The organism is Patescibacteria group bacterium (genome assembly GCA_028716045.1).
GTDB lineage: Bacteria > Patescibacteriota > Patescibacteriia > JAQUQO01 > JAQUQO01 > JAQUQO01.
Genome location: JAQUQO010000001.1, coordinates 588,285 through 614,725 on the forward strand (window position 1 = coordinate 588,285; position 26,441 = coordinate 614,725).

The following is a 26,441-nucleotide window of genomic DNA, read 5'->3' on the forward strand; positions in this document are numbered from 1 at the left end:
TAAAAGCTACCACCAAATAATTAACCGGCAGAATTGAAAATATAAATTAAAAACTGGATTTAAAATAAAACGCACTAACGGATTGGCGACCTCCTGAAAATCTATTTTACCGGTAAAAAATTTCAAAATCTTCCGGTCTTTTATTTTTCTTTTTGCCTGCACCGTTTTTCTGTCAGCGAGTAAAATCCGCCAATGGCGCGCTTTTAAATAATACCAACCGACCCTGGACTCTTCTTTGAGCCACCCGCCGCGCCAAGAAGAAAATAAAAGACCGATATTCATTACGAGCCAAGCGGGGAAAAATAAAATCAGTGTCGGCCATTTATAATTCTGGATTAACACCCAAAAACGATTGCGTTCCATAAAATAGTATTTCTTAATACTGCGACTAAATTCATATTTATGGCAGACGACGGAATTTGGGGCCAATAAAATCTTAAATCCGCCGAGGCGCATCCGCCAACCCAAATCCAAATCTTCGTGATACATAAAAAACAAAGGATTAAAAAGCCCGACTTCTTTCAAAACTCCGGCTTTTATTAAAACCGCCGCACCGCTCGGATAAGTTATTTCCTTAACTTCCAATTTTAGATTCGAGTGATTCAATTGGCGATAACCGCCGGCATAGCCAAAGCCCAAAAAATGTATCTCATTACCCCAGCTATTAATGCGTTCCCTTTCTGGATGGAGTAAAAGCAATGACTGGACAGCTCCGGCTCCTTGGTCCGCTTCGGCGACTTTAATCGCTTCTCCCAGCCATCCTTTTTCCACTATCGTGTCCTGATTCAATAAATAAATATAATCGGCGCCATCGTCCAGCGCCCTTTTAATGCCTATATTATTGCCGCCGGCAAAACCGAGATTCTCTCGACTTTCAATCAATATCGCTTCCGGATATTTTTCTTTTATAAATTTAACCGTGCCGTCGGTTGAATTATTATCAATAACCAAAACCTTTACTTCTTTATCTTCGGGTAAATTAGAAAAAATACTGCCGAGACAATCCGGCAGGTATTTTTCGGCGTTATAAGTGACAATAATAATATAAACCTTCATACAAATTTCTAATTCCCAATGACTAATTTCTAATCAAATCCTATTTTCTAAATCCTAACTACTATATAAATCACGAATTAAAATATTAAAACCGTTTTAAATTTTGATTATTTGATATTTGAATTTGTTTAGAATTTCGGATTTAGGATTTCGGATTTTTTCTCTCTTCTCTTAAACCCATCTCTCTCACCACTTTAGTTATATCCTGCTCAATTTTTTCCAAACGGACAAAAATACGAAAAATGACATAAAAAATCACAACGATAGCAACGTAGATGGCTAAATCAACTCCTCTCCCGACCCCCACCCAGCTAGCCAACAAACTCGTGGTCTGGGGCAAAAGCACCGCTACCGCGACTGCTATCCAAAAAATCAGCCAAAACAGAAGTTCTTTGGCCGTAATTTCTCCCTTTTTAAACCGCAACAAAATACGAGAGAGAACAAAAAGAACGAATAAAACAATAAAAAATTGAATTAACATATCCGTAAAGATTCGTTATTATTCTTTATTTTTCGTGTCATTACTTGCTTATTTTTTGTAAAATTAATTGCCAAAGAGTTTTAAGACCCACCACAAAGTTTTGCCCTTTAGATAGTGAATAATCGGTATAGACGGCTTCAATCGGGATTTCCGTAAATTTAAAATTATGACGCTTCACCTCTTTGATGATTTCCGAGGAAACTTCCATCCGATTGCTTTTTAGATGAAGGAGGCTGGCGGCGGGGGCGGTAAAGAGACGCAGTCCCGACTGACTGTCGGTCACCCAAATCCCAAAAAGGAGATACGTGGATAAATTGCCCAACCAATTAGCAACCCTTCTCGCCAATGGCATCCCCCTGGGATTTAAAAGGCGCGAACCTATAACGATGTCATAACCGCCTTCTTCCGCGATCTTTTTTAAACGAAATATATCTTCGGCCTGATGTTGGCCATCGGCGTCAAAAGTCACTATATAATCAGCTCCGCTTAAAAGAGCGGCTTCTATGCCAGTGCCAAGAGCCGCTCCCAATCCGCGATTAATTATATGATTAATTACCGTCACTCCTTCGTTCTCGGCGATCTCACCTGTCTTATCTGAAGAACCGTCATTGACAACGATGATATCTGCGCCACAATTTTTAACTTCCTCTAAAATTTTTTTGATTGTTTTTTCTTCATTAAAAGCCGGGATGACTACTGTTATTTTCATAAATGCCAAAACTTTTCCTTAGCAATGCGTTTAATTAAATCCTAAAAGGCCTTTTTCGGCCATAGTATATTCAATGGTCTGTTTTAAGCCTGATTCCAAGGTCACTATCGGCAACCAACCCAGCTCTTCCTTGGCCTTGGTAATATCGGGCAAACCCAAGGGGGTCATAAAAAGCAAAGGTTTTTCAAAAACAATTTTTGATTTGGACTCCGTCATTTCAATTATTTTTTCCGCCACTTCCGCCAACTTATATTCCTGCGGACCTCCTAAATTTACGGGTTCATTAATTTCCAAAGATGCTAATTTAACAATTCCGGAAATGACATCATCAATATGACAAAGCGAAGTGGAAAAACTTTTGTCTCCATAGATAACTAAATCCTTGCTGTCCAGCGCGTTAACGATAAAGTCGGGCACCATTTCTCCGTCATTAATTCTCATCCTGGTACCATAAGTCCTGAAAATACGCGCGATCTTGGTATCCAATTTATAAACATCATGATAAGTATTCACTATCGTTTCCGCGAATTTCTTGCCCTCATCATAACAGCCGCGGGGAGTCAAATGATTAACAACACCCACATCACTCTCTTTAAAATAAACTATTTCCTCGGTCCGCGGACCATAAATGACAGAAGAAGAGGCGTGAATAAACTTAGAATTATACCGGCGGGCTATTTCTAAAAGGTTAATCAGCCCAGTGGAATTCGCTTCTAACGTTTGAATCTTAAAATCGTCAAATTTTTTTGGAGAAGTCGGGCAGGCGAAATTATAAATCTCCTGAATGCCCTGAAAGGGAATTTTAAACTTTTCTAATTCCGGAAAATTTTCCAAATCAAACGGTTTGGTAATATCATGGTTAATAAAAACAAAATCGGGAGAACGCAACAAATGCTCGATATTTCTGACATTACTAGTTAAAAAATTATCCACGCAAATAACTTTGCTTTCTTTTATCAGCCGGTCGCAAAGATGCGAACCCATAAACCCTGCTCCGCCGGCGATTAATACATTTTTCTTGCCGAATATCGGCTTTTTTGCTGCTACCATATTATATCTATATTATTGTTAAACCTTGGTTAATTATAGTAAAATTAGCTATTTTTGGCAAGAAAACGCAAAGATTTGTTCATAAAATGGCTCGGTCATCCGACTGGGTTGTCCGCTCAAATAATCAGACGAAGCTTTTCGCCTGCCGGCAAATGGGGGAAAATCATAAATTTATTTCAACACGCTGGCATTCAGCCCGCCTCTAAGTTTCTGGTCAAAAGCAAAAAATTGCCACAAAACTTCCCCGCCGCCATTAAAAATTCTTACCTGCGGACCGCCTTTGCTCGCCGGCGCGGCGATAATTTCATCCTGGCCATCGCCATTTAAATCTCCGGCGGATAAATTAACCCCGCCGCGGAAAGATTCGCTAAAAGCCAGAAATTTTTTCAAAAGTTCTCCGCGGCTGTTAAAAATTCTTACTTCGGGAACATTATCTGAGTCCGAGGCGACGATTATTTCTTTCACACCATCACCGTTAATATCTCCTACGGAAACATTTAACCCGCCGCGGAAACTTTTAGTTAAAGCTAAAAAATTCCCCAGCGCTTTCCCGTTGCTGTCAAAAATTTTTACCTCTGCGCTACTCTTACTCGCCGGCGCGGCGATAATTTCATCCTGGCCATCGCCATTTAAATCTCCGGCGGATAAATTAACCCCGCCGCGGAAAGATTCGCTAAAAGCCAGAAATTTTTTCAAAAGTTCTCCGCGGCTGTTAAAAATTCTTACTTCGGGAACATTATCCGAAGCCGGCGCGGTAATGATTTCCTCACCGCTATCCCCCAAACAATCGCCCACAGCGATACTGACACCGCCGCGAAAGGACTCGCGATAAGCCATAAACTGACCAAGAAGCTGACCGCTCTCACTAAAAATTCTCACCTGTGGGCCGCCGGAAGAAGCGACCGCCGCGACTATTTCCCTGGCGCCGTTAGCATCCAAATCTCCGCTGGCTATATTTATCCCGCCTTTGAAATTTACTAAAACCGGCCATTCTTTTATTACTCCACTGTTTTGAAAAAACTTAACATCCGCGGGAAACCCTTGCTCCCCGGAAACAAGCAATTTAATTTCATCTTTCCATTGGGCCGGTTCCGGAGCAATCGCCGGAGCCATTGCTTCCTCGTTGTTCTCCTGTGCCATAGCTAAAAAAATTTTTTCCGTATTTAATCTCCCCTTGCCCAGCTTACCGACATAGAAAGGATTTTTATCGTCTATCGGTTGGCTGTTTTCCAAAATCAATTTGATAATTTTTTCTACGGAATAGTTTGGTTTAAAAGATTTTATTAAAGCGGCCGTGCCGGAAATAAGCGGGGTGGCCAAAGAAGTTCCTGACCAATTGCCGCCGTAAGATTCATTAAAGCCAAATTTTTTATCTAAAAATTCCGTGCTAAAAAAATCAATCCCGGGCGCGGAGATATTCACGCAAGAGCCATAATTGGAAAACCTTGCCTTCTGGTCATTGGCATCGGTGGAAGAAACCCCTAAAAGCAAATTATTTACCGAATCATTGAAGCAAATAGGGTACATTTTAACTAAATCCAAGTCATCACCTTCTTTTTTCGTCGTATTATTCCCTCCGGCGGCCACAATTAAAACTCCTTTGTTATAAGCTCGCTCAACCGTTTGCTTTAAAGACAGTTCATCCGCAAAACCGACAAAACTCATGTTAATAATCTGGGCTCCGTTATCCACGGCATAATCTATCGCCCTGATTACCGTGTTGGCATCGCCGCTGCCGAAGCTATTCATCGCGCGCAGGGGCATAATTTTACTCCGCCAGCTCACGCCCGCCACGCCCTCTCCGTTATTGCCGCGAGCGGCCAGCACTCCGGCGATAACCGTGCCATGCTGCATGCCGACATTAGTAAAACCCGCTGCGCTATATTTGGGTAAAGGGTCGGGAATATTATTAATAAAATCCCAGCCATTGACATCGTCAACATATCCATTTTCATCATTATCAATCCCATCACCCTTAATCTCGTCGCTGTTAACCCAGATATTCTCTCTTAAATCGGGATGGTTAATATCAACTCCACTGTCTATGACCGCCACTACCACGCTCTCGGAACCTTGAGTGTAATCCCACGCCGCCGGTAAATTTATATGATTAAGATACCATTGATTTTTGTAGTAAGGGTCGTTGGGGAAAACCAAAGCTTGGGCGGCATTGATGCCAATAAAAAATAGAACCAAAAGAGAAAATATTTTTATAAAACCTTTCATAAAATATAAAAGCCGATAAAAATCCGGCTATAACTAAAACTGATTACATTCTTTTTATTCTAATGCGCCCGCTTCTTTATAATCCACGAAAAACGCTTCGGAAACATCTTTGACCGATTTAGCCCAATTAGCGCCAAAGTGTTTTATAGCCGCGTCTTCGGTTTTGACCCATTTCAAAACTCCGCCGGAAGTCACGACATAAACTTTTGGCACCGAAGGAATTTTAATGAGCGTTCCGGGCGCGTAAGTCATATTTTTACCCAAAGGATACCCTGCCAGCTCAACATCGCTCACTGTCTTCACGCTGGCGAAAGAACTGCCATAATAAGATTTATAAACTCCTTCCTGCGGAAAAACATAACGCTTATTATCGAGCCCTAAAAGATAAACCGCCGCTGACGATTGGCCTTTGATTAAGGTTCCGCCGGGGGCGGCAAAAAAATAAACCGCCAGCGTTTCCTTTAAAGCCACGCCAGCTATTTTAGCCGTGAAAATACTCTCACCAGCGAGATTAGAAACAACTGAAAATTCCGCTTCGCCTTTAGCGTCGGTTGTCGCGGTTGGTATGGTGATAATATCTTCTGCCGCGCGAGTGGAGGAAAGAGTCACTTCCTTTCCGGGCATCACTTCACCGGAATTGTTTTTGGCGGTCACAGTAATCTTTACCGCCGAACTGCCGTTGGCCAAAATACTGTGGAGAGAAGCGGAAACCGAGGAATTCTCTGAAGAAAAAACGACCGGTGTAACAGTAACTTCGGTGATATTAAGGGAAATTTCGGCCGACTCATAACTATTAAAATAATTGTCCGTAGTGATGGTTTTAATTTTATGGCTGCCGGCGGAAAAATTAGCGTCATAATGCCAAGACAATAACCCTTCGCTGCTAAAACTGTCTTCCGTTGTCCCGTATTCTTTGCTATCAATCACAATTTTTGGAGCGGCAAAACCGGAATTACCGCGGTCGCGCGATTGACCGGTAATTTTAAAAGTCCCACCGGTTAACGTCTGGCCATCCGTGAGGTTGGTAAGATTGGTCCTCGGCGCAGCACCATCGTATAAAGATTTGTTTATATTCTGATAAAAATAATTTTCTACGGCCGAGCCGGTGGGGCCGTTATTTTTAGAAGCGACAAAAATCCCGGTATCTCCCGAGTCAAAAGAACCATTACTATTTTTATCTTCGTACATAGGAACCGTCATTTTTACCGTGGTGTCGTGTTGCAAAGGCGAGGCAGTTTCTACGCTCGCAAAGATTCGTAATCCGCCTGCGGGCACGGTAGCGGTTAAATTATCTAAATACCAATAACTATACAAACTATCCCAAACAGCCTCGCCTAAAACACCATCAACTCCCAATCCCTGCCAACCGGCCAGGCCCTTGTCTTGCCAAATAACCAGCTTGGTAATATTCAATCTCTCGGCCGCTGTTCCCAAATTTCTTAAAGTTATGGCTTTAAACGTGTCAGCCGAGCCGTTATTATCCGGAATAATCACGTCTAAAACCAAAACGTCAAAATCGTTTTCGTAGGCCGTGGCTTCTGGAGCGTTGTTATTCGTAAAATTGGCTCCCGTAAAAGCGCCTGCCGGAATGGCCAGGGTCGCCAACAAAAAAATGGACAAAAATAAAACTTTTTTCATATTTTTGATTTATTATTTCTGTTTATACTTTACCATATTGGCTGGATTATTTCTATCCCTCTCCCATTTTTCGGGGTTAGAAATAATATAATTCCGGACATTATACAATTCTTCGTCATCGCGGATAATATGGTCATAATAAAGAGGTTGCCAAGTGAAAAATAAATATCCATTTTTATTGCACCAACGTTTTACCGAGGATTTATATTGGTTAACAATAGTTGGCAAAGAACCGGGTATCGGGACGGAAAATTTGTTAAACTTACTTTTATTTTCATCTTGTAGAGACACGCCATGGCGTGTCTCTACGGAATTATCGTTTTTGTCACGGTTAACGTTATTATTTTGTATCACATTTCCGCGCCGTTTTATGCCATTATTATTTTTAATAACAATTATCCCATGGATATGATTGGGCATAACAATAAATTCGTCTAGCAAAACAAACGGGGAATGTTGGGGTATTTCCAACCAACATTTTACCGCGATTCTCCCTAACCCATTTAGAATCATCTCCTCGTCTTTAATCTCACCAAACAAACATCTTTTATTTTGCGTACAAATAGTGACAAAATAATATCCATCTTGCGAATAATCCCAATCTTCCAAACGCGTGGATTGGATACGATACTTATTTTGGAATAAATCAAACATACAAAATCATTTTAACATTGTTCATCGCATCATTGTAGAGACGCAATTAATCGCGTCTACGATTATACCGCGTCATTTGTAGGGACGCCCCGCCGCGGCGGGGCGTCCCTACAACGGGATTTAATCAAACACAAAAACCCCTCCGACAAAATATCGGGGGGTTTTTGAACGGTTTTTGTAAAAGCTACCGTTAAACTAAGAAATTCGGATTAGGTATGGCTCAAGACCGGGCCCGGAGCGACGCTTCTCCAGATAACATCCGCTTTGTTGAAGCTATTAGTGGCAGAGTTATCGGTAGAGTTGGCGCTGTTGATACTCCAGTCAAGGTCGGTAGCCGTGGCAGAATCCACGCTAACCTGTAAGCTTTCGCCAGTGCTGATGAGCAAACTGGTGTCAGCGTACACCTTGATGTATCTGGTTTCGCCAGCCGGCACAGTGAAGCTATTCGTATCAAAAGTACAAGTAGATTCATGAGCGCCGGAAGTGTTGTCGATTTCCGTAGCGACTGTGCAGAGAGTATTACCGTTGGAAACATCTTCCAAGACGATATTCTCGTTGCCAGCGTCGCCGGCAGAAGTGACAGTCGTAATCTGGAGCACTAACTGGTTGCCATCATCATCTTCAAAGGTGATGTCATTGCCAGCCGAAGCGGTAATGCCGATCTTAGCGACATACTGCTTGGAGCTACCAGTAGTGGTGCTGCCAATCTGGGAATCAGACACAAAGGCGAAGGACGGATAGGCCTCGTACATCGTGAAAATATTGGACTGAACAGCGGCATCAGTGGTGGCATTGCTGTAGCCATCAATGGTGGCTCCGCTGGATTTACCAGTACCTCTCACGTCACCATCGTTATCGGTGGTGGTAGGAGCTCCGCCGACTTCACCGGAAGGATCAGCGATAGAAGGCCTGACAGTGTAACCATTAACCACGGTGCTTCCGTCAACTTTAGCAACATCGCCCTTAAGAGTTAAGAGGATATGGCCATTGGCCGGGAGTGTCACTGCGCCGTCATCTAAGATGAAGGAAACAGTGGCTCCGCCCGCCTGGGAAGCAATCAGGGTGCTGCCCTGATAGAGGTAGTAAGTGGTGACACCGACATCATTGGAACCGTTGTCAGTGAAATCAAGACGGTCCAAATCAATGTCCTCAACGTTGGAAGCGGCCAATCTGTAGACGCCCAAGGTGACTCCATTAGTGCTGCCGCCGATTAAAGAAGCGGCTGGAGCAGTGGAATCCAAGCTCACGGTAATTACACCGGAAGCGGAAATGGTCATCAACTGGCCAGCTCCGGAAGGAGTGACGTTAGCGGAAATATCAGTGCCGGTCTCCGCGCCGGTGGCAGTGATATCACTCGCATCAGTGTCAAAACTGATGCGGTGGGTCTCAACGCCGTCCGGAGTAAAGGAGCTTAAGTCGGCAATGAAAGCAATCTTGGTAAAGGTGTTCTTCTTAATCGTTAAGGTCTGGGCTAAGCTGAAAGTCAAAGTATGATCGCCAACTCCGGAGCCAGACGGCTGTTCGGTGCTGGAAATCTTGGTCTCATAAGCATCACCACGAGTGCTGTTTTCAGCAGTTAAGTCCGCCCATAATTCGGCGTTCTTTAAATCAGCGAAACCAGCAGCGCGAGTGACATCGCTATCAGCCACAGTGTCCTCAACAACGATGGAAGTCACCTGAATGTCCTCACCAGAGTTGGTGGCATCCAAAGAACCGACCATCCAGAGATAATCCTGGATACCAGCGGCGATGTTTCTCGCGGCTGGGGTGGTGGTTAAAGTGGTAGCCGTTAAAGTAGCGGCTTTCACGGTTTGGGTATTGCCATCAACATTGGAAGTGGTCGGGGACGGAGTGACCGTATCATTGGTATTGTAGCCCTTGGCAACAACATAAGTATCCGGGTCGGGAATACCGACTGCCAAAGCATCGCCAGTGGAAACACTATTAGCTAATTTAGCTTTGACGGAATATTTATGAGTTCCAATCGGAACAATGATAAGGTCAGTGAAGGTGATATAACCTTCATAGGTTGTGCCGTTAACAGTGAGGTTAGTAGTACCAAGATCCTGCGGACCGGCAACAATCACGCCGTTCTCATCATAAATCTTAACGTTGGTAAGCTGGGTCTCATCAGTGCCATCAACGAATCCAGCCGTAAGATTAAAGGCCACTCTTAAAGAAGTGACTTTAATCGGCTCGCCCTTGGCTTCAAAATCCCAAGTGGTCAAAACCTGATTATCAGCAGCCGCCACATTTCCGGTAGCCGGAGTAGTGGAAGATTTGCTAATAACCAAAGTGCCGGCGTTAATGGTCTGATTAACAGCTGTAGCTCCCGTACCGCCCTTACCAGTCCAAGTAGCAGTCGTTAAGGTAGGAGTGATAAAGAAGCCATAAGTGGCGCCCTTGACAGTTACTAAAATATCAGAACCATCTGAAATATCCGCGTTGACGGTTAAGCCAGCGCCGGAAACGATATCAGTCCTGATTTCAAAGCGATGGACATTACCCTTGTCAACCGTGATATTTAGGTTGTTCCAAGTGACTTTACCTTCGCCATTCCAAGAAGCGACTTCTCCTAAGGACTTACCCAAGGTGACACTGTATAATTCAATGTTCTTAGTATCAGTCAAAGAAGCAGTGCCGGCTTCAATGGCGGAAACAGCGTCAATGGTGATAGCTTCGGTAGTACCAGCGCTTACTTTAAATTTGTTAACCACCACGTTGGTATCTCCGGCATCCGGAGTGGTATCAGTCACGTTGCCATCAGCGTCAACACTAGCAGTGCCGATAGTGACAGCCACGGTAGTCATATAATTACCCTTGACCGGGAAAGTGCCAGCGATGGAAGCGGCGTTAGAAGTGACATCCGAAGCGGCATTAATACCTAAAGCGGCGGTAATGCCGGTATTGGCGGTGGCGGTAAAGCCAGCGCGGATGAAGTAGCTAACGCTGCTGTTGGCGGCTAAAGCTAAATTCGGAGAGAAAGTGACTAAAGCGCGGCCATCAGTGTTCAAACTCGCGACATTGCCGACGGTTGTGCCGTTCGCGTCAACGAATTTAAGATTTTCCAACTCGGTATTGGCGGATAAGCCATAGCGAGTGACGTAAATCTGACTGATATTCACCGCGTTGGCTCCGGTGGTGAAAGTCACCTTGGTAAAGTTGGCATTGGCGCCTTTAGCAACAGAAGCGGCAGACGTAGTATCGGCGGCCAAAGCAATGGTCAAGGGACCAGTGGCAACCGAGGTACTGCCGGCAACATTGGAAATGGCGCTATCCTTGCCGGAGATAATGGCTCCAGCAGTATAGGCGGCTAAATCAGAGGCGGTGACAATGTTCGCTGACTGGAATAAATTTCCGGTCAAAGCGGCTTCATTGTCAATTTTCCTTTTGGTTGTGCCGTCAATGTAATAAACATCGGCACTGCCGGCGGTCTTAACCAAACTGCCGGTAGGATACGTGGCAGTGGCTAAAGAAGAACCGGAAGAATAGTTGGTGAAGAAAGCATCCGGAACATCAACTACGCGTTTGGCCCAGTCATTGCCCCAAAGCGTCTTAGCGACGGTCTCTGTTTCAACCCAGCGGAGAACTCCGCCCGGTTCTATGGCATAGACCTTGGGATCGGTAGTGATTTTAGCTAACTTCGTACCGGCACGCATAGTCACGTTGCCTCCAATGGAGACCGCGGCTAATTCGCTGTCGGTAATGGTCTTAACGCCGGAAAAATCGGCGTACCATGTTTTGTAGGTAGTTTCGTTAGGAAAGACGTATCTCTTACCGTCATTGCCATAATAGTAAACAGCTGCACCACTGGCCTTAATCAGGTCGCCACCGGTAATGGTAGCGGCATTGGCGGTCAACGGCAAAAAAGCCGCGAGCCCAATCGCCCAGATGATGGTTGTCACAATTACGGTGTAGGTAAAAGCTTTCTTCCCAAAGCGTAAAACATCTGTCATAAATTAATTTACCTTTCTTTAATTTTAAATTAGGTTATGCAGCCAGCGGCCGTTTGGCCTCGACCTTTTAGCTCGCTACAACTCCCAAATATGGGAGATTTTTTATTAATAATTACCTCGCGTCATCCTCTCCACCTCTTTGATATGTCACCCTGAGTCCCGATTATTCGGAACGGAATGAAGAATCTCGGATTCAGATTCTTCGTCCCGAGTTCTCGGGACTCAGAATGACACAAAATAGCGCGTTAAAAATGACACAAAAAATGACAAAATCTAAAATTCAAATGACAAATCTATTTTTAATATCCAATCATCCGATTCCGATACTATTTATTCCACCGCTTCTTCCGTCTGTTTATTTTCTTCCGTTGTTATTTCCGTTTTCGGCTCTTCTTTCGCCACAATTATATCCGTTTCTATTTTACTTAACTTTTCCGTTAAGGCCGTGACGCTCTCATTTGTCTTCCCTACATATTTCTCTAAATTGTTCACGCTGGCCTTTGAAAGAATCAAGTCATCAATCAATTTGTCAAATCTGCTCCTGTCTTTCAACCACTTTAATCTTTGTTCCACCGGCACGCCAGCGTCTTTTATCTGATTTATCAGTTCGCTTAAATCCACACTGATATTAGCCAAGGAATCCTTAGCTTCCTTTAATTGCGTTAATTCTTCTTCGCTTAACGCGCGATACTCAACACTTTCCATTTTAACTGCTTCCTTATGCCCCTCTAACACTCCGGCTAGGTCTCTCGCTGAATTATATAAATTTTGCGTGGCTGTTTCCTTTTCCCAAAGCTTAGTTACGGACGTCTTGTAATCCTCAATTTCATTATTTAATCTTTTTAATACTTCTTCCTGATTTATTTTTATCTTCTCCGTCTTTTCTTGGTAAATTAAAACCCTTAAAGCGTCCGTGCTGGTGAATTGAGCCACCTCCACCGCTTCGTCCACGGCTTTTTTGGCTTCAACTTTTTCTTCGGATTTTTCTGCCGAAACTTCGTTATTATGTAATTCCGTATTACTCTCTTTTAAAGTATTAGCGTACTCTTTAGTTTTAGTATTCACTTCCTCCGCTAAAGCTATTAATTCGTTGGTTACTTCTTTCTCCTGCGCTTTGGCAATGTGGTCTTGGATGGCAGTGACACTAACTTTTAAATTTTTAACCGTATTTTTTATAACCGCGTTTTTCCCGGAATCATTCTGCTTGACCAACTCCTTTATCTCCTGCACTCTGTTCTCAGCCATGGATAATTGAACTTTGGCTTTTCCCACCTCTCCGGTAGTCAAAGCCAGCTTTACTTGTTCGCTTGCGAGTTTAACTGAATATAAAGTATCGCCTGGCAAGCTGCCCCTGGAAGCGCCCACGGTGGCAATACCGCCGCTCATAGCCACAATAAGAATCATCGCCGAAACCGCTACCGGACGCACTGTCCAAAAAGCAAAACGTGAGGCATAAAAACTGCCCCAACGGCCAAGATTCTCTTTGGCATCGGTTAAATTGGTATTATCTATTTTTGATAAAATAAAAGCCCGCCGGTTTTCCTGCCAGTTTTTTTGTGGAGCAATTTTCTCCAGCGCTTTTAATTTTTTTATGAGTTCTTTAGACATTTATTTTATTCTTTTACCACTTCCTTTAATGCTTTGACTGCACGGTGGAGTAAAACCCGAGTGGAGCCCTTGGTCTTATCTATAATCTCCGCTATTTCAGAGATCCCCAAGCCCTCTATGTATTTAAGTAAAATTACCTCTCTATATTCTTCTTTTAAATCTTTCATCCCCTCTTCTATCTCTCGCACTTGCTCATCCAACTCCATGTTTGTTTTCAAATCCATTTTCTCGGTGGAACTCTCAATCCCTTCCAGCGCCGTTTCTTCAATCCTATTCCGATAATAATCAACTACCAAATTTCTCGCCACTCTATATATGAAAGGTCCGAAAGTCTCAATTCGGCTGGATTTTTCCTGGTCAGCGAGATAATCCCATGTTTTTAAAAAGGTTTCCGAGGTCAAATCTTCCGCTTCCGACCGCGAACTCACTTTAAAATAAATAAAGCGATAAATGCTGGCTACATAATTATCATATAATTCGCCATACGCTTCTTTATCGCCCCGAGTTCTAATCCGAAAAAGGAGAAATTTTTCTTTAAATTTATTTAAAGTTTTCATTTAATAAGACGGTTAAAATGAGAAAACGTTACAGTTAGACATTATTATACAATATTTGCCAATCGTTTGCTATAAACCCTTAATTATTGGCTAATATTAAATATAAATTCAGATGAATTACTATTATACGGCATTGTATTTTTCTTGTCAAACCCCCCCCTAACTGTTAATAACAGTTACTCAAAATTTGACTCCTTAATTAACATTGTTTATAATTGATATGTCCACTCTATTGTGGACATATCAATAAATTTTTTAACCGCTACCTATGGAAAACTTAATCCGAGTTTCAATTAATGAAGCCGCGCGCCTTTTTGGGGTAAATGAAAAAACAATCCGCCGCGCCATTAAAGACCAGGAATTAAAATACGTTGTGGTTCGGGGTAGATATAAAATAAATTTCGCCAGCGCGCTGGAATGGTCGCAAAAAAAATCTAAAGTAAAAAATAAGCTATCACAACAAGGCATCGGCCAGTATGTGGATAAATGGAAAATCAAAAACCGACTTTTTAGCCCAAATCCTAAAACATTGGAAACGGAAAAGGATAGAAATTTATAATCCCGTAACTTACGCCTTTCGGCTCTCCTATTTTTTCTTATTCTAATCTTTCATTTTATTGTCCTTCGTCATCCCGCCCCTATTTGTCATTCTGACCCCGCCTTGGCGGGGGAAGAATCCCTTGTTAGTTCAATCTTGCAGATTGAACTTGGGATTTGAAGAGACGCCCCGCCGCGGCGGGGCGTCTCTACGGACGACTAGAGATGACACAAAATAGCGCATTCGTGATAATGATTATAAAAAAGAGCGGCTCAAAGTAACCGCTCCTTTTTTATAATCACGTTAGATGAAATTTTTTAGTTTTGAATCACTCCCAATTCTTTAACCGCTCCGGCTTCACTGCCGGGCATTAAAGAGAAATAATTATCGCAAACTTGCCGAGCGATTTTATCCCAATTATAATTCGCTCCTACAAAATCCCGAGCCTTAGCCCCGAGAGATTCTAAATCCTTTTTATTACTAATTAGAATTTTTATTTTTTCTCGTAAATCCAAAACGCTCTTATTGGAAAAAGTATAACCATAATTTTCCACTGCTTCCAAATTTTCCGGAATATCGGAAGTTAACGCCACCTTGCCGAAAGACATAGCTTCCAGCACGGAAATCGGCAACCCTTCGGATTCCGAGGGATGAACAATAAATAAAGCATTACTAAAAAGCTGTTTTAAAGTTTCCCCGGATTGAAAACCGGTAAAAATAATATCGGAATTGTCCCCGGCCAAATCCTTAAGCTCGCCAACGTATTTATCGGTAAAAGCCGAACCGCCCACAATCACCAATTTTAAATTGGTTTTCAAGCCCCTGAAGGCCTCAATCAAATAATGTGCTCCTTTGTGCTTAACTAAGCGGGAGACCATAGCAATATAATTACCCCTTTCTAAACCAAATTGCTTGATTAAATTATCGCCAAATTCCCGAGCTGGTTCAACATTGACGCCATTGGGTATATAAATAGTTTCGCAATCATAAACCTCATTGCAATACTGTTTTAAAACTTTAGACACGGCAATGGTTTTATGAGCAAACCGGCAAGCCGCCCACTCCCCTAATCTAAGAGAGAGTTTGGCAAACCATCCCCATTTCTGATGTTTGCGGTCAATGCAATGAAAAGTAGTGATAACTTTAGTGCGCGGACTCAAAATCCTCGGCAACCACGCCAAAAGAGAAGGCCCCACTCCGTGATAATGGATTATGTCGGCTTTTTTATATAAAGCATGGAGGGTGGCTAAAAAAGTATGAGAAATGGCGTCCAAATGTTTTGTCTTTAAACTCGGCAAATACACCAAATTAACTCCTTTAAAAACTTTTAAACTTTCTCCGTTATTGCTATACCAAGGACGGCAATAAACCGAAACTTCCACGCCAAAACCAGCCAGCCGTACGCTAAGCTCTTCCACGTGCTTCTCTATCCCTCCATAGATAGCCGGTATTCCCTTTTGTCCTATCATGGCTACTCGCATAATATAATAAATAAAGTATAACTATAAATAATCTCCCGCATTCTTAATAATCACTTCGCGCCCCGATAACTATCGGGGTCATTGCTATTCTCATAATTTAAATAAATAGATTAAAACTGCTGAAAGTTAAACATATTAATATCCTCGTCTCGCCCCGCCTTGGCGGGGTCATGGCTATTCTTTTAAACCACTAAAAACTTAAACTAATTTAAAATTGATTAACGATATATTATAGCACATTTAGCCCTTTTTGTCAATAGCTAAAATTAACTAAAAAATGGCTTATTTTAGCCATTTTTTAGTTAATTTTTCTAATTTATTTCTTCTATTTTTTAACCACACCCTCGCCCTTAGCCCTTAAATCTCTGCTCAATTCCGTGGTTATATCCGGAAAAACGCTAAATAATTCTTGGCCAGTGAAAGAATCTTGACCGCTGATCTTAATATCTTTCAAAAGTTCCGCTACCTTACCCGCTTGTGATTCTTCCGGTATTAAAGATACTTCAAAACTAACCCCTTTCCCCGACTCTCCGGAATATCGGTTGACCTTTCCAACATTCCAGCGAAGTTCGCGAGTAGCGGTATTGAATTCAATTAAATCCATAGGCAAACTCCGTCCGGTGAGCTCTACATTGGATGGCAAAACGGCAGAAATAACAACGTCCGTGGCATCGCTTAAATTATTTAACGGATATAAAAAGATCCAGTACTTGGTCGTTGCTCCGACTTTAGGAGGAACAGGCCCGCGGCCCAGCTGGTCGCCGGACGCTGAAAAATATCTGGCGAAGGAATCCAGGCGCAAATCAGTATTAACTTTCTTTTCAAAAATCGGGGATTTTTCTTTCGCCGGCCGGTCAATATCATCTTCTAAAATATACTCTGCCATTAAATAATTTTTAATCAACGCTTCTCCTTTAAAAATTTCTCCGGCCGGAACGTCGTTCCTTAGCTTCACGGAAAAATTTAATTCACCGGCACGAGCTGGTTTTAATAAAGCGAGTTCCGGATAAGAATTATAATCAAAAATTATTGCTCCGTCCTTAACCAATCCGCCCTCTGCCGAAGATAAGTCAAAAAATTCGCTTTCCAAAACGGCAGTAATAATAACATTGCGAAAATTATATTTACCCTTATTGAGAAAATTGATTCTATAATCAATTTTCTCCCCCAAATTAACTGCTTCGGATATTCCCATGCCCTCTATTCCAAAAACTAAACCCGAATCAATTATTTTAATATCTGTTTTACCTCCCGCTTGTAATAATTTTTGATTGCCAAAAAACAGATATGTTTTAAGGCGCAATGTTTCGCTGATTTTATCGGTAAAGAATGCTCCCTCGGCCGCCATCTCTCCGACACCGCCGGGCTCCAAACCTTTAATCACCCAACCGCCAAGATTTTCGTCATAAAAAGAGTTTGCTTTGCCAAGACGGAAATTCGCTCCGCCTTCAGGGACAATCAAGATTTGCTCCGCTTTATCGGGGGTATTATTGTAATAACTGACATTAAAATTAAAAAATTGATTTTTAATCGCCGCTTCCGGGGCCGAAAGTTCTGCCCCTACTTTTGAGCCCTCAACTAAATACTCAGCCTGAAAAGCTTGACTCCCCTGGCGAGCGCCGACGCTATAAGTCAAAACTCCTTCAACTTTATCTGGTTTATCTGTCCCGCCGTATAATCTGCCAGCTATTTGAAAACTGCCATTAGCTCCGGGCGGCAAATCGCCGACATTAAAAATATGACTTCGGGGGTCAAAACTCTCGCTATAATTCGTCACTTTAAAATATTCAGGGAAATCAACAGTGAGATAAACATCTTTAAGTAAATCCTTACTGTTATTCAAATAATCAATTTTTAATGCCGCTTCATCGCCGCTGATTATCTTTTCATTCCCCCAACTCACATCAATTAAAGCGCGATTATTGGGTGTGAAGAAACCAAATCGTCCGCCAAAAAATAAATAAATATCCGCAAAAACCAAAAATCCGACTATAGCCAGTAAAATCATGTCTAAAATAAAAAGTTTTCTGGCGTGCTTATATTTACCTTCGTACTTCTTGGTGTAATGGCTTTTCAACGGCTCGGCTATGGCTTTGGCCGGCGCTGCCATAATATTTAAAGTACCAATAAAAATATTGCCTTTGCCAGATAAGGGGGAAGATTTTTTAACGACTAATTCCTCTTCTTTCTTTTCGCAAACCAATTTTCCGCTTTTCTCCTCGCAAACATAAGACTCCTTGGGTTCGGAATTATTTTCTAATTTATTTTTTTCTTCAACCATACCCAGTAGTATTTATATTATTCTTTGATTAAAGAAGACAGGGTGAAGGGGTCAGTAGTCAAAGCGATTATCTCGTCTTTACCATCACCGTCCACATCACTGGAAACAACTTTAACGCCGCTTCGCAGTTTGGAATCAGAGGTAAAAAATCCGGCGCTTAACATTTTACCATCTTTATTGAAAACGCGCACCTGTGGGCCGCCGCCGGCACCCGGACCGGTAATTATTTCAGCTAAATTATCACCGTTCAAATCGCCGACCGCGACATTCACTCCGCCGCGAAATCCGGCATTATAAGCAAAAAATTCTTTGCTTAAAAGTTTACCATCTTTATTAAAGACACGAACCTGCGGGGCTCCGCCCGCGCCGGCGCCGGCAACGATTTCTTTTTTGCCATCGCCATCCAAGTCACCCACCGCTACATTGACGCCTCCGCGTAATTTTTTATCAAAAGCGAAAAATCCCGGGGTTAACGGCCGGCCGGAGCGATTAAAAATCCGCACTTGCGGACCAGCGCCGGCCTCCGTGCCGGTGATAATTTCTTCCTGCCCATCGTTATCTAAATCGCCTAAAGCGATATTAATCCCCTTGTCGTATTTCCCGCCATAGGGATAAAAACTCGCCGCTAAAACTTTGTCGGAACCATAAATCGCCACCTTGTTTTTATCGGCAACAATAAACTCATTTTTCTTATCACCGTCTAAATCTTTAATTATTATCTTACTGCCCCCCTTAAAATCTCCCTCGTAAGCGAAAAAGCCGTTGCGGATGCTTTTACCATTGCGGTTAAAAATTTTAGCGAAAGAAGCATTGACAAACGGAGCGCCGATTATTTTATCTAACGGACGAAGGAGAAGAAGCCCATCTAGCGGAGGCAGTTCCACCTCGCTCACAATCTGGCCATCATTAGTTTCTAAATCTTCCGTTCCCTTGATTTTTTCAAATTCACCGGCCAATTTGACGGTCCGAGGTTCGGCGCCGCTGTTTAAAAGCGCAACCCCTCCCTTAAAATCGCGCTGCCACACCCCGTCTTTAAAATTTTTGTCGTCTTTATTATCTACATTATAAAAATCCGAAACCGGAACGTTTAAAAAAATATCATACTCATCATACCACCATAATTGACTATGCTCTCGGTCGCCAAAATCAAAACTATAATAACCGTTTCCCAGCAACGTGCTGACGAGCCCAAAACGAAAATGCCGGTAATCCTCCTTATTGCCGGTGTTGCCGGTGTTGCTGTTAATGATATTAATACGCGGTTCTTTGCCCTCGTCGTTAATTAAAAAATATTCCGCTAAGGTTTTGGCCCAATCATTTTCTATAGTGTAAGGAAAATGCTCCAATAAAGAACCGTTGATAATCTCGCGATAAGCGCTGCCGCCATTGCCTATAATATATTTTTCTCCCTCTGCCGCCCTACTTTGGCGGAGTAATTTTGCCATGCCTTCCTGCCAGCGGCTGTTCAAAAATTGTGCTGTATCGGCGCGACCGTCATTATTAATATCTATTTCCGAAGAATTACGAAGCCAGCCAATATCATTCCAGGTATTATCGTAAAAAATGCCGTCCCAAAGACCGCTGGACATGACTTCTTGATGAACAAACTCGGTAAGATAATTATTCCATCTTTTATCACTGACCAACGGGCAATCGTCAGAAACATTAAGGAGCCAGGTATCGGGCCACCAGCTGATTTTTTCTCCGCGGGCGTTGCGCAACCACCAGGAATCGCTGATGCCAGAAAATAGCTTCTGTCTTAAGGTCCCCTCTAGACCGGCGGCGTCGCTGCGAATCTCCTGCGCGGTGACATAAGCCAAAATAATTATTCGGGGATTATATTCGCGCAACTTTTTAAGCTCGCCGGGCGTATAAACTTGCGCTTCCATATCAATAACCACTAAATCCCAACGCGACAACTCTTTGGCTTCCTCCTCGCTTATCCCCCATTTTAGAAAAACATTGGCTATTTTGGGATATCCCAAATCGGCATCCAAGGCCAATGCTTCCAAAGGAAAGATAAATAAAAAACAAAGCAGGATTCCGGCCAGTTTAAAAATGTTTCTTATTTGTCTCCCCTGGTTTGCCATATTTTTTTCTTAACTCTTCGTATATAAAAATTATTTTTTGATAATGGTCTTCGGGATTATTTTGTTCCTCCGCCAGTTTTCTCGCGCGTCGTCCCATCTCCTCCGCCAGTCTTGGCTGCGAATAAAGCGACTTTATTTTGTCTCTCAGCTCGGAAAAATCTCCCGCGGTAAAAAGTAGCCCCGTGATATTTTCTTTTACTAACTCGGGAATCCCGCCTAAATCAGAAGCGACCACCGGCTTGCCGTAAGCGAACGATTCTAAAATACTATACGGATAATTCTCATACCACAGCGATGGCATTACCACGCCAATGCTGTTTTTAATAAGTTCTGCTAATTCTTGTCCGGTTTTAAACCCAACCATCTCCACATTTTCAATTTTCTCTTTAATAATAATTTTTTTTATCCTTTGTTCTTCCGGACCGGCACCGGCTATTTTCAAATTAACTTCAGGTAAACCTTTAATGGCTTTTAGAAGAATCGGCAGGCCCTTTTCTTCGGCCAAACGGCCAAAATACAATAAATAACCTCGGTTGCCGTAATTCGGTTCATAACCCGCCAAATCTATAAAATTATTAACCACCTTGGTTTTCCCCGGCGGATAACCCCATTTTTCAAGTTTTTTAGCCAAAAAAACGCTCGGGCTGACGTAGTATTTTAGCACCCTTTCATAAATTTGTAAAGATTTATGGATGGCCATTTCCAAGGCTCCCCAAGCGCTGGCAACATACGACTCTTTGATACACTTATGAATTACGGCTTCGTAATATCTGTGCCGGCGGCACCTCTCGCAAACCGCGCCTTCGGTAAATAATTTATAATTTGGGCAAATGAGCTGATAATCATGGAGCGTCTGAATCGTCGGAATCTTATATTCTTTTAAAATGGATAAAATTGACGGGGAAAGCTGATGGGAAATATTATGCAAATGCGCCACTTCCGGACGGTATTTTTTTATCAACGCTTCCATTTTTCGGCGGGCCTCCGGGGAATAGAGAGAATGGCCGGCTTTTTTAATATTACTGAAAAAACCCCGGCGGCTGGCAAAATCAACATTGGCCACAAAAAAATCGCTCTGGGGAGAAGGGAAATTTTTCTCGTCCTTCATGCTAAAACAAATCACTTCGTGTCCGTGACTTTCCAATAATTTCTTCAGTTCAAAAAAATATCTCTCACTCCCGCCGCGGAGATAAAAAAATTTATTGACGAGTAAGATCCTCATATAGTTGTTCGTAACATTTAGTGATATTTTTTATGTCAAACCTCCGGCGAACGTCCGCCTGCGCCAACAACGCCCGACGCTCGGCTTCGCCCTTATTCTCCAAAACATTTTTAATCGCTTCGGCTAACGCTAAGGAATCTTTGGGTTTAACTAACCAGCCGCTCTCGCCATCCTTGATAATTTCTGGGATGCCTCCCGTAGCCGAAGCAATAATCGGCCGCGCCGCTAATGCCGCTTCTAAAATCACTATTCCTAATCCCTCCCAAATTGAAGGGAGAATAAAAACATCGGCTGATTTTAAAATTCCGGAAATATCTTCCCTCCCGCCCAAAAATTCTACACGCTCGGCAATGCCCAAATCCCGCGCCGAAACTGTCAGCTCATCTTCTAAGCTTCCCTTGCCGACCAACCGCAATTTCCACGGCAGTTCCTTAATCAAGCTCAGGGCCTTGAATAAAATCTTATGCCCTTTTTGCGGTTCAAGGCGCCCGACGGTTAAAAGTATCGACGGATTATTTTGAAAAAATTTGGGGCCGGACCACAAAAATTTTTCCACCTCTGTCCCATTATAAATCACCTCCATTTTTTTAGGAGAAATGCAGTCAACAGAGATTGAATAGTTTTTGACTGCCTCGGAAATGGCCACCACTTTGTCCGTGAACCACGACAAAATCATTTTGATTGTCTTTTTAAAAAATCCTTCGTCTAGATTGATATTCTGCTCTGTTGTGATAATCACCGGCACGCGGGCTAAAATCGCCGCGCTTCTGCCCCAGGTATCGCCGCCAAAAAGCTGGGAATGAAAAATAAATGGTCGTTCTCTTCTTAGGTATTTATAGATTTGCCAAATCACGCCCAACCCCAGCTTGGTTTTTTTATGGAAAACGGTAAGCGGTATGCCGAGCGCGCGAATTTCGCTTTCCAGTTCTCCGCCGCGTACCACGGTAATAACCTGCGGTTCAAATTTCCGGCGGTCTAAATTTTTTAGCAAGTCAACTAAAAAACGCTCGGCTCCGCCTCGCGGGAGAGCCGTAATCGCATAAACTATTTTTAGCGGATATTTTTCCATAATCTACTTGGATAATTCTTCTTCTCCGGCATAATGGAGCGCTAAATTAGCGGCGGCTAAAGCCACACCTAGAGGCAACCACAGCTTGGAAACAAAATAAGAAGTGTTAAATAATTGAAAGACCATACTGCCCGCCGCGGCCATCATACAATTTAAAACCACAAAACGCCAAGCCGGCGAAGATTTTATTTTCCGAAAAACCCAAATTAATTTGTAAAGCACAAACCCCCACAACGCGAAAAAAGTGGCGGTGCCCAAAATTCCCACCTCGGGCAACAATTTCTGCAAAACTCCGTGAGCCTCCGACGGTTCGCCGAATTCCACCAGATAAATATAATAGCTGGCCAGCTGGTCGCGAAAAGAGCCGACACCATTGCCAATCCACGGATGTTTGGAAAAAATATCTACGGAAATATCAGTCATCAAAATTCTATTGTAATTGGAAAGCTCCACCGTATAACTTGTTATGTACATACCCATAAAAATTAAAATGGGCGAAAAGATTAATAATAAAATAAGAACGGGAAACGCCAAATCCTTAACACGAGGACGGTAATGGATTAAAACCATGAGGGCCAGTTCTATAAAAAGACAAATCCAGGCGGTGCGCGAAAGCGAGAGCAGAGTGATAACTACCAAAAAAATCAGGCTTAAAAAATAAATGCGACGCAGAATTTCCCGGCTCTCATTTTCCATAAGGATAAACAGAAGTGGGATGATGGAAATCAGAACCTCGCCAATCAGGTTATGATTGGTACCGAGAATATGCACGCCGAAAACGGCTACCGGAATGGCGGGATTAAGCCAGCCTGGCCGGTCGGTAAAAATTAATGACCACAATCCCATGCCGGCGACAAAAATTCCCACCAGAAAAAAACAACGGAAGACATTAAGTAAAATTTTTTTATTCTTAATGACGTTAAAGGGCAAAACCACAAACATCAAATAAAAGAAAGTCAGCGGCCGCAAAATAAATTTAGCGCCGGCGAGGAAGTTTTCGGCGTTAAAGAGGGACAAACTGGAAACGGCGATAAAAGCGACGAACAGTCCGAGTCCGGGAAAAATTTTCCAGGACATTTTCTCTTGTCCGGAAAAATGGAGATAAAGAATCCGCAAAAACCAACCGGCAAAAACGGTCATAGCTAAAATATCAATATAGGGAACATTAATATCCTCCAGTAAATCGGTAAAAATCTGCGGCGGAGTCTTAAAATAAAATTGCCAATAAATAAAAGGGTAGATAAGCACCATTGAATAAAGCCCGACTTCGGGATAAAAAGAGAAAAAAATAACCGCTAAAATCCCGGCGATAGCAAATAAAAGAAGAACCGGAGGAATAACAAAGGATAGAATCGCGGCCAGAATAAGAAAGACGGCCGCTATGCTGAAATTGCGCAGTTTATTTTTCGTAAAAATATCCGGCATAGATTACCATTTAAAAAATTTATTTTTTAAAACCCACCCGGCCAATTTCCAGGGCGACTTGCGGATGGCAGTGCGGGCGGTGCAAATCATCCAGGCCTCCTGCGAACGTTCGGTAAGCAAACGGCGGATTTTATCAGCCTTCTCGGAAAACCAAATCTTATCAAACTCTTCTTCTTTAATATTCCCCATCACTGAATTATGAACCACCGAAGGGTAAATATCGCCGTAAGGGTCTAAAAAGAAATAATCCATACCCGCGCGCGATGGCAGGGGTTGTTTTCCGGTTAAAGCAAAATTTAAAAGCCCTTGCGCAAAATAAGCGCGCGCCCACCGCTTGGGATTATTTTTCTTAAGTTCGGATTTTATCAAATAGCCAAACTGCTTGGTGAGTTCTTCCGTCGGCGGATTATCTAAAATTTCCTTGCCGCCAAAAAAGAATTCCGAACTCTGGGCCAGCGCCAAGGTGAATTCAACGCCCAGCTCATTGGCTAAGTCATAAACCTTGCTCAGATGACTAATATTGCCCCGCGACACCGTAAAAGCCAGCCGCAAATTAGTCAGACCGAGTTTTTGCAATTCTTTAACCGTGGCCATGCTTTTTTCAAAACCGCCGGGTATGCCGCGAATTTTATCGTGCATTTCCCCTACTCCGTCTATGGAAATCGCCACGCCGATTGGCGGGTCTATTTTTAAAATCTCCCTCATCTTTTCAATAATAAGCGGGGTGGCAAAGCCATTGCTGGAAATTATAAGTTTCGCGGCGGGGCACGTCTCTTTGATTATTTTAATGGTCTCCGCCAAGTCCTGCCTTAAAAATGGTTCGCCGCCGCTGATATTCACGTAACGCAAAGATTTCGGCAACCGTCGGAAATATTCTCTTGGCACTTCCGGAGTATCTTTTAACTGCCAGATATTGCACATAGTACAGCGGGAATTGCATTTATAAGTGACGGCAATGACCGCGTCTATCGGCAATTTTACTTTGGACATTGATTTAAAAATTATCTGATTATTCTGTTATTTTAGCAAAAAGAGGGGGAAAAGACAATAAAACGAACTCTTAGCCTTAAATCCCTCCCCGCCCCGACCCCGCAAATGCGGGGTCGGGGCGGGACTCCCTTTTACAAAAGGGAAGGGGAAATATATGAAAAAATAATCTACGCTTCAGCGAGCCGGGCGGGCGGACAAGACCGCGGGGAATTCTTACGAATAAATACTAAAAAACCGTCCCGAAATAATATCGGGACGGTTGGAAAATTGTTAATAACTATGGGCAAAGCAGGTCGGCTGGCCCAACGTGGAGATTGGTGCCGTAGGCGTCCGTCACTACGCCAGTACAGGTTTGGTCACTGTCAGCGCAAATATCGTAAGTGAGTGAATTATTATTGACCTCGGTTGCGAGGTCTTCTAACCACCCAATTGCCGAGTACCAAGCGCTGTCGCTTACTCGGCGGGCATTAATATCCACGCCCCACGAGCAACGCTCGGCGTCAAGCGTAAAAGTCGCCGGACCGGTTCCTGTTCCCGTCTGTCCATTGCCGTAATAAATGGTAATGGCACAGCCCGGGTCAGTCGGGGCGCAGTCAACCTCTAAAACGGCCGACGGACAAGAAAGGCTTTCGTCAATATCACCGTCGCAGTTGTCATCAATGCCGTTGCAAACTTCAGTGGAAGGACTGCCGGCGGTCACCGAACATACAACAGATAGTTTATCCGTTGAACATTCATTATAGCCGGCGCGATAACAAGCACCAATACCAACTTCACAAAGAGTACCCAACCCCGCAAACCCGTCGTCAATTAGACCGTTACAGTCATTGTCCACGCCATCGCAGATTTCCACGGACGGATTACAAGCGCAGGTCAGGCCGTTGTCAGCCACGCCGTTACAGTCATTGTCTCTACCATCGCAGAACTCTGCTACCGGAGTACCAGCTGTTGCTGAACAGGCTACGCCTCCGCCTTGGCAGATGTAATAACCGCGTCTGGCGCAGGAGCCGGTTCCGACCAGGCATTCGCCATTTAAGTTGGCAAAGTCCTCGTCAACAAAACCATCACAGTCGTTGTCGTGTCCATCGCAGGCTTCGGTTTCAGAGTTGCAATCGCAGGACAGGCCGTTGTCAGCCACGCCGTTACAGTCGTTGTCTATGCCGTCGCAGATTTCTACTCCGGGAGCGGCGGCCACAACCGAACATTCAGTAGCGTCCTGAGTGGCATTGCATTGGACAAACCCCCGGCGTAAGCAGGCACCGACTCCGTCAGTGCAGGCATCGCCCAACCCCGCAAACCCGTCGTCAATTAGACCGTTACAGTCATTGTCCACGCCATCGCAGATTTCCACGGACGGATTACAAGCGCAGGTCAGGCCGTTGTCAGCCACGCCGTTACAGTCATTGTCTC

Annotated in this window: 19 protein-coding genes; 1 reads left to right on the forward strand and 18 read right to left on the reverse strand. The window is 43.3% G+C overall.

Annotation, left to right across the window (positions count from 1 at the left end; all coding sequences use genetic code 11):
- Positions 1-6: 6 nt before the first annotated feature.
- From PHG22_02960 to PHG22_03005, 10 genes are all read right to left on the reverse strand, one after another.
- Complete coding sequence (locus PHG22_02960) at positions 7-1,056, reverse strand: glycosyltransferase family 2 protein (GenBank protein MDD5490731.1); 1,050 nt, start codon at positions 1,054-1,056, stop codon at positions 7-9.
- A gap of 142 nt (positions 1,057-1,198) precedes the next feature.
- Complete coding sequence (locus PHG22_02965; protein ID MDD5490732.1) at positions 1,199-1,537, reverse strand: DUF2304 family protein; 339 nt, start codon at positions 1,535-1,537, stop codon at positions 1,199-1,201.
- A 40-nt stretch (positions 1,538-1,577) separates the two neighbouring features.
- Entirely contained in the window at positions 1,578-2,246 is a 669-nt protein-coding gene (locus PHG22_02970) for a glycosyltransferase family 2 protein (GenBank protein MDD5490733.1), read from the reverse strand.
- A 30-nt stretch (positions 2,247-2,276) separates the two neighbouring features.
- Positions 2,277-3,296: a GDP-mannose 4,6-dehydratase gene (locus tag PHG22_02975; GenBank protein ID MDD5490734.1), complete on the reverse strand. Its 1,020-nt coding sequence runs from the start codon at positions 3,294-3,296 to the stop codon at positions 2,277-2,279.
- 171 nt (positions 3,297-3,467) lie between these two features.
- Positions 3,468-5,522: a S8 family serine peptidase gene (locus PHG22_02980; GenBank protein ID MDD5490735.1), complete on the reverse strand. Its 2,055-nt coding sequence runs from the start codon at positions 5,520-5,522 to the stop codon at positions 3,468-3,470.
- Between the two features lie 54 nt (positions 5,523-5,576).
- Entirely contained in the window at positions 5,577-7,160 is a 1,584-nt protein-coding gene (locus tag PHG22_02985; GenBank protein MDD5490736.1) for an Ig-like domain-containing protein, read from the reverse strand.
- A gap of 12 nt (positions 7,161-7,172) precedes the next feature.
- A complete protein-coding gene (locus PHG22_02990; protein ID MDD5490737.1) occupies positions 7,173-7,814 on the reverse strand; it encodes a transposase in 642 nt (213 codons plus the stop codon).
- Between the two features lie 209 nt (positions 7,815-8,023).
- The gene (locus tag PHG22_02995) at positions 8,024-11,770 is read right to left on the reverse strand and encodes a hypothetical protein (GenBank protein MDD5490738.1); all 3,747 of its coding nucleotides are present in this window, start codon (positions 11,768-11,770) and stop codon (positions 8,024-8,026) included.
- 330 nt (positions 11,771-12,100) lie between these two features.
- Complete coding sequence (locus tag PHG22_03000; protein MDD5490739.1) at positions 12,101-13,378, reverse strand: hypothetical protein; 1,278 nt, start codon at positions 13,376-13,378, stop codon at positions 12,101-12,103.
- Positions 13,379-13,383: 5 nt separating this feature from the next.
- Positions 13,384-13,935 (reverse strand): RNA polymerase sigma factor, encoded by a 552-nt coding sequence (locus PHG22_03005; GenBank protein MDD5490740.1) that lies wholly within the window; start codon positions 13,933-13,935, stop codon positions 13,384-13,386.
- Positions 13,936-14,203: 268 nt separating this feature from the next.
- Between PHG22_03005 and PHG22_03010 the strand changes: the two genes are divergently transcribed.
- A complete protein-coding gene (locus PHG22_03010) occupies positions 14,204-14,494 on the forward strand; it encodes a helix-turn-helix domain-containing protein (protein MDD5490741.1) in 291 nt (96 codons plus the stop codon).
- A 296-nt stretch (positions 14,495-14,790) separates the two neighbouring features.
- Here PHG22_03010 and PHG22_03015 read toward each other — a convergent pair whose 3' ends face one another.
- The 8 genes from PHG22_03015 to PHG22_03050 form a co-directional block, all read right to left on the reverse strand.
- A complete protein-coding gene (locus PHG22_03015; GenBank protein ID MDD5490742.1) occupies positions 14,791-15,942 on the reverse strand; it encodes a glycosyltransferase family 4 protein in 1,152 nt (383 codons plus the stop codon).
- A gap of 337 nt (positions 15,943-16,279) precedes the next feature.
- Positions 16,280-18,235, reverse strand: a complete 1,956-nt coding sequence (locus tag PHG22_03020) for a hypothetical protein (protein ID MDD5490743.1) — start codon at positions 18,233-18,235, stop codon at positions 16,280-16,282.
- A gap of 17 nt (positions 18,236-18,252) precedes the next feature.
- Complete coding sequence (locus PHG22_03025; GenBank protein ID MDD5490744.1) at positions 18,253-20,325, reverse strand: putative glycoside hydrolase; 2,073 nt, start codon at positions 20,323-20,325, stop codon at positions 18,253-18,255.
- Positions 20,288-21,547 carry a glycosyltransferase gene (locus PHG22_03030; GenBank protein MDD5490745.1) on the reverse strand — a complete coding sequence of 420 codons (1,260 nt, stop codon included), beginning with the start codon at positions 21,545-21,547 and terminating at the stop codon, positions 20,288-20,290. Before PHG22_03030 ends, PHG22_03025 begins: the two co-directional genes overlap by 38 nt.
- A complete protein-coding gene (locus PHG22_03035) occupies positions 21,525-22,616 on the reverse strand; it encodes a glycosyltransferase (GenBank protein MDD5490746.1) in 1,092 nt (363 codons plus the stop codon). Before PHG22_03035 ends, PHG22_03030 begins: the two co-directional genes overlap by 23 nt.
- 3 nt (positions 22,617-22,619) lie before the next feature.
- The gene (locus PHG22_03040) at positions 22,620-24,041 is read right to left on the reverse strand and encodes an O-antigen ligase family protein (GenBank protein ID MDD5490747.1); all 1,422 of its coding nucleotides are present in this window, start codon (positions 24,039-24,041) and stop codon (positions 22,620-22,622) included.
- 3 nt (positions 24,042-24,044) lie between these two features.
- The gene (locus PHG22_03045; protein ID MDD5490748.1) at positions 24,045-25,031 is read right to left on the reverse strand and encodes a radical SAM protein; all 987 of its coding nucleotides are present in this window, start codon (positions 25,029-25,031) and stop codon (positions 24,045-24,047) included.
- 277 nt (positions 25,032-25,308) lie between these two features.
- Positions 25,309-26,441 (reverse strand): MopE-related protein (locus tag PHG22_03050; GenBank protein ID MDD5490749.1); only part of this gene is annotated, 1,133 nt, incomplete at its 5' end.

Coding starts and splice junctions, on each gene's coding strand:
- PHG22_02965 (MDD5490732.1), bottom strand. CDS start 1,537: ATGTTAATTCAATTTTTTATTGTTTTATTCGTTCTTTTTGTTCTCTCT.
- PHG22_03025 (MDD5490744.1), bottom strand. CDS start 20,325: ATGGCAAACCAGGGGAGACAAATAAGAAACATTTTTAAACTGGCCGGA.
- PHG22_03040 (MDD5490747.1), bottom strand. CDS start 24,041: ATGCCGGATATTTTTACGAAAAATAAACTGCGCAATTTCAGCATAGCG.
- PHG22_02995 (MDD5490738.1), bottom strand. CDS start 11,770: ATGACAGATGTTTTACGCTTTGGGAAGAAAGCTTTTACCTACACCGTA.
- PHG22_03005 (MDD5490740.1), bottom strand. CDS start 13,935: ATGAAAACTTTAAATAAATTTAAAGAAAAATTTCTCCTTTTTCGGATT.
- PHG22_02960 (MDD5490731.1), bottom strand. CDS start 1,056: ATGAAGGTTTATATTATTATTGTCACTTATAACGCCGAAAAATACCTG.
- PHG22_03030 (MDD5490745.1), bottom strand. CDS start 21,547: ATGAGGATCTTACTCGTCAATAAATTTTTTTATCTCCGCGGCGGGAGT.
- PHG22_03010 (MDD5490741.1), top strand. CDS start 14,204: ATGGAAAACTTAATCCGAGTTTCAATTAATGAAGCCGCGCGCCTTTTT.
- PHG22_03000 (MDD5490739.1), bottom strand. CDS start 13,378: ATGTCTAAAGAACTCATAAAAAAATTAAAAGCGCTGGAGAAAATTGCT.
- PHG22_02970 (MDD5490733.1), bottom strand. CDS start 2,246: ATGAAAATAACAGTAGTCATCCCGGCTTTTAATGAAGAAAAAACAATC.
- PHG22_02985 (MDD5490736.1), bottom strand. CDS start 7,160: ATGAAAAAAGTTTTATTTTTGTCCATTTTTTTGTTGGCGACCCTGGCC.
- PHG22_02975 (MDD5490734.1), bottom strand. CDS start 3,296: ATGGTAGCAGCAAAAAAGCCGATATTCGGCAAGAAAAATGTATTAATC.
- PHG22_03020 (MDD5490743.1), bottom strand. CDS start 18,235: ATGGTTGAAGAAAAAAATAAATTAGAAAATAATTCCGAACCCAAGGAG.
- PHG22_02980 (MDD5490735.1), bottom strand. CDS start 5,522: ATGAAAGGTTTTATAAAAATATTTTCTCTTTTGGTTCTATTTTTTATT.
- PHG22_02990 (MDD5490737.1), bottom strand. CDS start 7,814: ATGTTTGATTTATTCCAAAATAAGTATCGTATCCAATCCACGCGTTTG.
- PHG22_03015 (MDD5490742.1), bottom strand. CDS start 15,942: ATGATAGGACAAAAGGGAATACCGGCTATCTATGGAGGGATAGAGAAG.
- PHG22_03035 (MDD5490746.1), bottom strand. CDS start 22,616: ATGGAAAAATATCCGCTAAAAATAGTTTATGCGATTACGGCTCTCCCG.
- PHG22_03045 (MDD5490748.1), bottom strand. CDS start 25,031: ATGTCCAAAGTAAAATTGCCGATAGACGCGGTCATTGCCGTCACTTAT.